This window comes from Streptomyces spongiae, assembly GCF_009377185.1.
GTDB classification, from domain to species: domain Bacteria; phylum Actinomycetota; class Actinomycetes; order Streptomycetales; family Streptomycetaceae; genus Streptomyces; species Streptomyces spongiae.
This window is the reverse complement of the sequence record NZ_VJZC01000548.1, coordinates 1-6,721: the sequence shown is the minus strand read 5'-3', so window position 1 is coordinate 6,721 and position 6,721 is coordinate 1. Positions and strand designations below refer to the sequence as shown.

At 70.1% G+C, this 6,721-nt stretch carries 8 protein-coding genes and 1 riboswitch; of the genes, 2 read left to right on the top strand and 6 right to left on the bottom strand.

Annotated features, from left to right (window positions below):
- Window positions 1-283: 283 nt before the first annotated feature.
- On the top strand, window positions 284-616 hold the full coding sequence (locus tag FNH08_RS41055; protein WP_194238801.1) for a CHAT domain-containing protein: 333 nt from the start codon (window positions 284-286) through the stop codon (window positions 614-616).
- Between the two features lie 49 nt (window positions 617-665).
- Here FNH08_RS41055 and FNH08_RS41050 read toward each other — a convergent pair whose 3' ends face one another.
- The 6 genes from FNH08_RS41050 to gcvT form a co-directional block, all read right to left on the bottom strand.
- Window positions 666-1,151, bottom strand: a complete 486-nt coding sequence (locus FNH08_RS41050; protein WP_152776611.1) for a hypothetical protein — start codon at window positions 1,149-1,151, stop codon at window positions 666-668.
- Window positions 1,152-1,199: 48 nt separating this feature from the next.
- A complete protein-coding gene (locus FNH08_RS41045) occupies window positions 1,200-1,685 on the bottom strand; it encodes a hypothetical protein (RefSeq protein WP_152776610.1) in 486 nt (161 codons plus the stop codon).
- A 3-nt stretch (window positions 1,686-1,688) separates the two neighbouring features.
- Window positions 1,689-2,438: a hypothetical protein gene (locus tag FNH08_RS41040; protein WP_152776609.1), complete on the bottom strand. Its 750-nt coding sequence runs from the start codon at window positions 2,436-2,438 to the stop codon at window positions 1,689-1,691.
- Window positions 2,439-2,465: 27 nt separating this feature from the next.
- Window positions 2,466-3,833: an L-serine ammonia-lyase gene (locus FNH08_RS41035; protein ID WP_322726288.1), complete on the bottom strand. Its 1,368-nt coding sequence runs from the start codon at window positions 3,831-3,833 to the stop codon at window positions 2,466-2,468.
- Window positions 3,834-3,932: 99 nt separating this feature from the next.
- Window positions 3,933-4,310: a glycine cleavage system protein GcvH gene (gene gcvH / locus FNH08_RS41030; protein WP_152776608.1), complete on the bottom strand. Its 378-nt coding sequence runs from the start codon at window positions 4,308-4,310 to the stop codon at window positions 3,933-3,935.
- A gap of 151 nt (window positions 4,311-4,461) precedes the next feature.
- Window positions 4,462-5,580 (bottom strand): glycine cleavage system aminomethyltransferase GcvT, encoded by a 1,119-nt coding sequence (gene gcvT / locus FNH08_RS41025; protein ID WP_152776607.1) that lies wholly within the window; start codon window positions 5,578-5,580, stop codon window positions 4,462-4,464.
- A 191-nt stretch (window positions 5,581-5,771) separates the two neighbouring features.
- Window positions 5,772-5,888: riboswitch (glycine riboswitch) on the bottom strand.
- A 200-nt stretch (window positions 5,889-6,088) separates the two neighbouring features.
- On the opposite strand from gcvT, the gene FNH08_RS41020 reads away from it, so the two are divergent.
- The coding region (locus tag FNH08_RS41020; protein WP_152776606.1) for an AAA family ATPase at window positions 6,089-6,721 on the top strand (633 nt) is incomplete at its 3' end.

Here is a 6,721-nt window from a genome sequence, read left to right as displayed (position 1 = left end):
GTGGGGGGGTGCTTGTGGGGGCCAACTTACTTTGGGTTTCCCCTCGCCAGGGCCACTCCACCCCTTTGCGTACCAACGTCCGGAAGACGCCGGTTCGAATCCGGCTGTCAACCGGCTCGCGGTCATCCGCCCATTCCTGGGGCAGGATCAGTTCCCACTCCAGAGCCCGTGACGACGAGGGCGCGGACACCGGGGCGGGAAGGGAGTCCGCACGCGAGGTCGAGGAGTGGGTTCGTGAGGCCTGCTGGAGTGGTCGACGATGTGGGGCACCACCGTCCCTGGGGTGTTTCCCGTCGTGTCCTTGCCGGGCATAGGCAGGCGGACACTGCCTATTGGCGCCGGGGAGATCGACTGGTTCGGCGAGACCCTGGGATGGGCACCTCAGTTCCTCAACGCCGGAGCGGGTGCCTTCGTCGGTACCCTGTGGCCCGTACGGTCACGCTCCGCCCTGCAGTTCGCGGAAGCCTTCTACGACCAGCTGATCACCAACCGGCAGCCACTCGGCCAGGCTTCCCTTGCGGCCCGGCAGACCATCCGGGATCTACACGGGGGCGATCCGACCTGGCTGGCTTACGCCGTGTATGGCAGCCCTGCCGCGAGAGTGCACACCACCTGACAACGACTGCTCGCGGCACAAGGCGAGATCCTGTGCTTGCGACGCGTGCTCACGATCCGGAACGCCATCCCAGAACACTGTGCTCCACCACACCCGAGGGAAGATCACTTTTCCCCGAAGCCCGAGCAGTCAACTCCACGAGTCCGGCCCGGAGGTCGGTGGCTGCCTCGCCAAGGACGATCGCGCTGATGACCAGCTCCATCATCAGGCAGTCGTACTCGTCGCCCATGCTCCGATAGCGCTCCCCATCGGCCTCCACCACAGCGGAGGCGATCTTCCTCCCACCACCAGCCGCGGGGGCAAAGGACGCCTCATAGACGCCATGACCGGTCCAACTCCGGTGCATGAAAACGACATCGCCTTCGACGAAGACGTTCCACTTCTCGTCCATGTCCCGGGCTCGATAGCCGCACCGGATGCGGTCCCATTCCTCGTCAGTCCAGACACGAAACGGCAACTGGGACACCGGCCTGGGCGCGTTGATCGGCTGGAGGCGCCGGAAAGATTCTCGGGTGAGCGAGGCATCGGCAGTCATGACGTGATCCTACGGACGCACCACTCTCCCCGGGCCACGACGACCGGCTCAGGGCGGGGAGGCGTCGCCGCGGCCGAAGCTCATCCTGTCGGGGCGTGCCGTCACCAGGAGGAGGGCGAGCGTGACGACCGGGTCCAGTGCGGCGTCGCTGTACGTGTCGAAGGCACGGGCGCCGTCGACACGTCTGAACCGCTCGCGGACCCGCAGGACGGTGCGCTCCCCGGTAGTCACCGTGAAACGCAGTGTGGGCCAGAGCCATTGGCGGTGGATCCGGTACTCCCGTGACCACAGCCGCACGGTGTTCCCCAGGCGCTCGCCCACCCTCTGCCTGCCGTCGTCCAGCGTCGGCCACCCGCTGCCGAAGTCGACCATCAGGCGGGGCTCGTCGATCCCCCACCGATCCGTGCCTCGCCGTATGCTCTGGCGCCGGTAGCCGGCCTGGAGCGAGACCACCGTCGCTGATTCGCCCGCTATACGCAGTGTGGTGGTCATCCTGACCATCTCGGCCCGGCCCGGCCGCAGTTCATCCGTCATCCGTTACTCCGAAGGTGACTCGGCCGGCAGGATCCGGTCGGGTACGTCGGCGGAAAGAGCCTCGGGAGTCGCGTACACCCGCAGGGTCCCACCGGACAGGACCACCCGGGGATCGGTCCAGGTCTCGTGAGGGCCCGGGACCAGCGTCCGGGTGGAGCCGTGGGCCACGTCGTGGATCAGTACGGAGACGATCCCGGTGCACAGCAGGCCCGGCCCGTACGTCTGCCGGGGATGGTCGTCGGGACCCGCGGCCTGCACCACCAGGAACCTGCCGCCGAGCCAGTGCCCGTACGAGTCCAGGAACGCCCCGGCACCGACCACGGCACCGTCCACCCACAGCCGCACGGCCGACGCCGCCATGTCGTGCCAGAACACCGCGCGATGCCGGTCGCCGCGGCCGGCGAACCACACATGGACCTCGAAGTCCGTCCAGAAGCCGTGGAATCCGCCGCATGCCCCCGGGACCGGCCCTTCCCGCTCGAAGCGCGGAACCTCCTCGGCGGCCGACGGCTCGGAAGAGTCCAGACGGCAGACCAACGGTTCACGGCAGACGCGGTCGAGGCGCCGTGTACACCCCAGACCCGCCGCCGCGCAGTCCCGCGCGGACGCGGCGGACAGCAGAGCGGCCAGACGCTCCCGGTACGCGTCCCGTCCGACCCGGCGCATCCGCTCCGGCGCCTCCTGGCACCAGATACGCAACTCACTCCCCAGCGGCGAGTTCCGCAACCACTCGTCCCACGCCTCGTCCAGCACCGCCGACACCTCCCAGCGCTGAATCCCTCAGCACTCGATGATGTTCACCGCGAGCCCGCCCCGCGCCGTCTCCTTGTACTTCACGCTCATGTCCGCGCCGGTGTCCTTCATCGTCTTGATGACCTTGTCCAGGGACACCTTGTGCGAGCCGTCGCCGCGCATCGCCATGCGGGCCGCGGTGACGGCCTTCACGGCGGCCATGCCGTTGCGTTCGATGCAGGGGATCTGGACGAGGCCGCCGACCGGGTCGCAGGTCAGGCCGAGGTTGTGTTCCATACCGATCTCGGCCGCGTTCTCGACCTGTTCGGGGCTGCCGCCGAGGACCTCGGCGAGGGCGCCCGCCGCCATCGAGCAGGCCGAGCCCACCTCGCCCTGGCAGCCGACCTCCGCGCCGGAGATGGAGGCGTTCTCCTTGAAGAGCATGCCGATGGCGCCGGCGGCCAGCAGGAAGCGGACGACACCCTCCTCGTCGGCGCCCGGCACGAAGTTGATGTAGTAGTGCAGGACCGCCGGGATGATGCCGGCCGCGCCGTTCGTGGGGGCGGTCACCACGCGGCCGCCCGCCGCGTTCTCCTCGTTCACGGCCATCGCGTACAGCGTGATCCACTCCATGGAGCGGGCCAACGGTTCGCCCTCAGCCCGGAGTTGGCGTGCCGAGACGGCCGCACGGCGGCGCACCTTCAGGCCGCCCGGCAGGATGCCCTCGCGGGACATGCCGCGCGAGACGCACGCCTGCATCACCCGCCAGATCTCCAGCAGCCCGGCCCGGACCTCGGCCTCCGTGCGCCAGGCCCGCTCGTTCTCCAGCATGAGTGAGGAGATGGACAGGCCCGTCTCCTTGGCCAGGCGCAGCAGTTCGTCGCCCGTGCGGAAGGGGTACTTGAGGACCGTGTCGTCGAGCTTGATGCGGTCCGCGCCCATCGCGTCCTCGTCGACGACGAAGCCGCCGCCCACCGAGTAGTACGTCTTCGTCAGCAGCTCGGCGCCCGACGCGTCGTACGCCCACAGGGTCATGCCGTTCGCGTGGTGGGGGAGCGTCTTGCGGCGGTGCAGCTTCAGGTCGGCGTCGAAGTCGAAGTCGACCTCCTGGGCGCCGAGCACGCTGAGCCGCCGGGACTGCTTGATCGTCTCGACGCGTTCGTCCGCCGTCTCCACGTCCACCGTGCGCGGTGAGGCGCCCTCCAGACCGAGCAGAACCGCCTTGGGGGTGCCGTGTCCGTGGCCGGTGGCGCCGAGGGAGCCGTACAGCTCCGCGCGGACCCTCGTGGTGGGGGCGAGGAGGTCCTCGTTCCGCAGACGCCGGGCGAACATGCGCGCGGCGCGCATCGGGCCGACCGTGTGCGAGCTCGACGGGCCGATGCCGATCGAGAACAGGTCGAAGACCGAGATGGCCACGGGGACTCCTCAACTACGGGGGTGATGCGGGGGTGATGCCGGGGTGGGGCGCCGCGCTCACCTTCGAGTGTGCGCGGTGCCCCGAGCGGGTGTACTGCCTCAGCCGGCGGAGAAGGTGGTGTACTCGTCGGCGGAGAGCAGGTCGGCCGGCTCCTCCGCCACACGCACCTTGAACAGCCAGCCGCCCTCGAACGGGGCGGAGTTCACCAGCGACGGGTCATTGACCACGTCCTCGTTGGTCTCGGTGACCTCACCCGTGACCGGGGCGTACAGGTCGCTCACGGACTTGGTCGACTCCAGCTCTCCGCAGGTCTCGCCCGCGGTGACCGCGGAGCCCACGTCCGGGAGCTGGACGAAGACGACGTCACCGAGCGCGTTGGCCGCGTGCTCCGTGATGCCGATCGTGGCGACACCGTCCTCGACGGCCGACAGCCACTCGTGCTCCTTGCTGTAACGCAGTTCCTGGGGGTTGCTCATGGCCTGAATTCTCCTGTACGCGAGGGAGTGGTGAGGAAGGGTGGACTGCTGGAAACACGTATGAGCAGCGGATATGCGGAAGTACGCGGGGTACGTACGGGGGCGCGGTGCCGTGCCCGGTCGCCCGGTTTCCGCTTCCGCCGCCCAGTCTCTACTTCTGCCGCTTGTAGAACGGCAGTGCCACGACCTCGTACGGCTCGTGGGTGCCCCGGATGTCCACGCCGACACCGGGCGTGCCGGGCGCGGAGTGCGCGGCGTCGACGTACGCCATCGCGATCGGCTTGCCGAGGGTGGGCGAGGGTGCCCCGGACGTGACTTCGCCGATCACCGTGCCGCCGGCGACCACGGCGTACCCGGCGCGCGGGACGCGGCGGCCCTCGGCGACCAGGCCGACGAGGACGCGCGGCGGGTTGGCCCCGGCCCTGGCGGCGGCCTCGGTGAGCGCCTCGCGCCCCACGAAGTCGCCCTCCTTCTCGAACTTCACGACCCGCCCGAGCCCCGCGTCGAACGGGGTGAGCGAGGTCGACAGCTCGTGCCCGTACAGGGGCATGCCCGCCTCCAGGCGCAGCGTGTCCCGGCAGGACAGCCCGCAGGGGACCAGGCCGGCGCCCTCGCCCGCCTTGGTCAGCGCCTGCCACAGCTCGACGGCGTGCTCCGGCTTCACGAACAGCTCGAAGCCGTCCTCGCCGGTGTAGCCGGTGCGGGCGATGAGGGCGGGGACGCCGGCGACGGTGCCGGGCAGGCCCGCGTAGTACTTCAGGCCGTCCAGATCGGCGGCCGTCAGGGAGGCGAGGATGCCGGGGGACTCGGGGCCCTGGACGGCGATCAGGGCGTACGCGTCCCGGTCGTCGCGCACCTCGGCGTCGAAGCCCGCGGAGCGCTCCACCAGCGCGTCCAGCACCACCTGGGCGTTGGAGGCGTTGGCGACCACCATGTACTCCGTCTCGGCGAGCCGGTACACGATCAGGTCGTCGAGGATGCCGCCGTCCTCGCGGCAGATCATGGTGTAGCGGGCGCGGCCGGGCTTGACGCCCCCGATGTCGCCGACCAGCGCGTGGTCCAGCAGCGCGGCGGCCTGCGGCCCGGTCACGGTGATCTCGCCCATGTGCGAGAGGTCGAAGAGGCCCGCCCTGGTACGGACGGCGTTGTGCTCGTCGCGCTCGGAGCCGTACCGCAGGGGCATGTCCCAGCCGGCGAAGTCGGTCATCGTCGCGCCGAGCGAGCGGTGCAGGGCGTCGAGCGCGGTACGGCGCGTGTCGGTACTGCTCATCGGACGGTCGTCTCCCAAGGCATGACGGGGCGGGGCGAGGTCGGTCCTCCCCATCTGTCATCGGAACCTGAGAGGTTCGCCATGACCACGGAGGACCGGGATGATCCGGATGATCCGTGGTGGTCACGGCTTGCACCTTGGGTGGAGCCGCGCCCCGGGATTCCAGGAGGCGGCCCGCTTTTCAGATGTGCCTCGCCCGCGCGGTAAATGGGCCTGAGAGATTCAAGGGAGGGACTTGCTCCTTCGGCGTCCCAGACGTACGCGAAGTACGCACCGTACTCGGCTGGGAACTCTCCCGCGCGGATTCAAGCGGCCGGTATGCAGTTGGCGCGCACATCATCGCACGCATCGCTCCGGCACGGCAGGGGCACCTCCCGTACAGGGGGCGAACACGGGACGCACAGGCTCGGCAGCGTCCTGTAGCACGGCTGTGGCAGTACGGGGACGGAAAACGGAGGCCCCGGGATTACCTTCTCTTTACACTCGACGGGGATGGGACTCCATACCCATGGGGAGGACGATCACGGTGAACAGGACCTACGCGACGACCTACGGCATCGCGCTGCCCGGGCAGCCGACGGCCCCGGCCGGGGAGGCGTGCGGCCCGTTCCCGACGGCGGTCGTCCGCGACCTGCGGGATCGCTCGGGACGCAGCCCTCACGGCCTCACCTTCGGTGCGAGCGACCTGGTCGTCGTCACCGGACTCCCCGGCAGCGGCAAGTCGACCCTCATGCGGCGGGCGGTGCACGGCCCGCGCATCGACTCCCAGGACACCCGCGACCGCTGGGACGCCCGTCTGGCCGGCGTCCTGCCGTACGCGCTCTACCGGCCCTTCGTGCGCGTCGCCCATTACGCCGGACTGCGCCGCGCGCTGCGCACGGGCGCCGGTGTCGTCGTGCACGACTGCGGCACGCAGGCGTGGGTGCGCGGCTGGCTCGCCCGCGAGGCCCGCCGCCGGGGCGGCACGCTGCATCTGCTGCTCCTCGACGTCACCGCTGACGAGGCCCGTGAGGGGCAGCGGGAGAGGGGGCGCGGGGTGTCGCAGTACGCCTTCGCCCGGCATCGGTCGGCGACGGCCAGGCTGCTGCGGTCGGTCGAGAAGGGGAGCTTGCCTGAGGGGTGCGGGGGTGCGGTGCTGCTG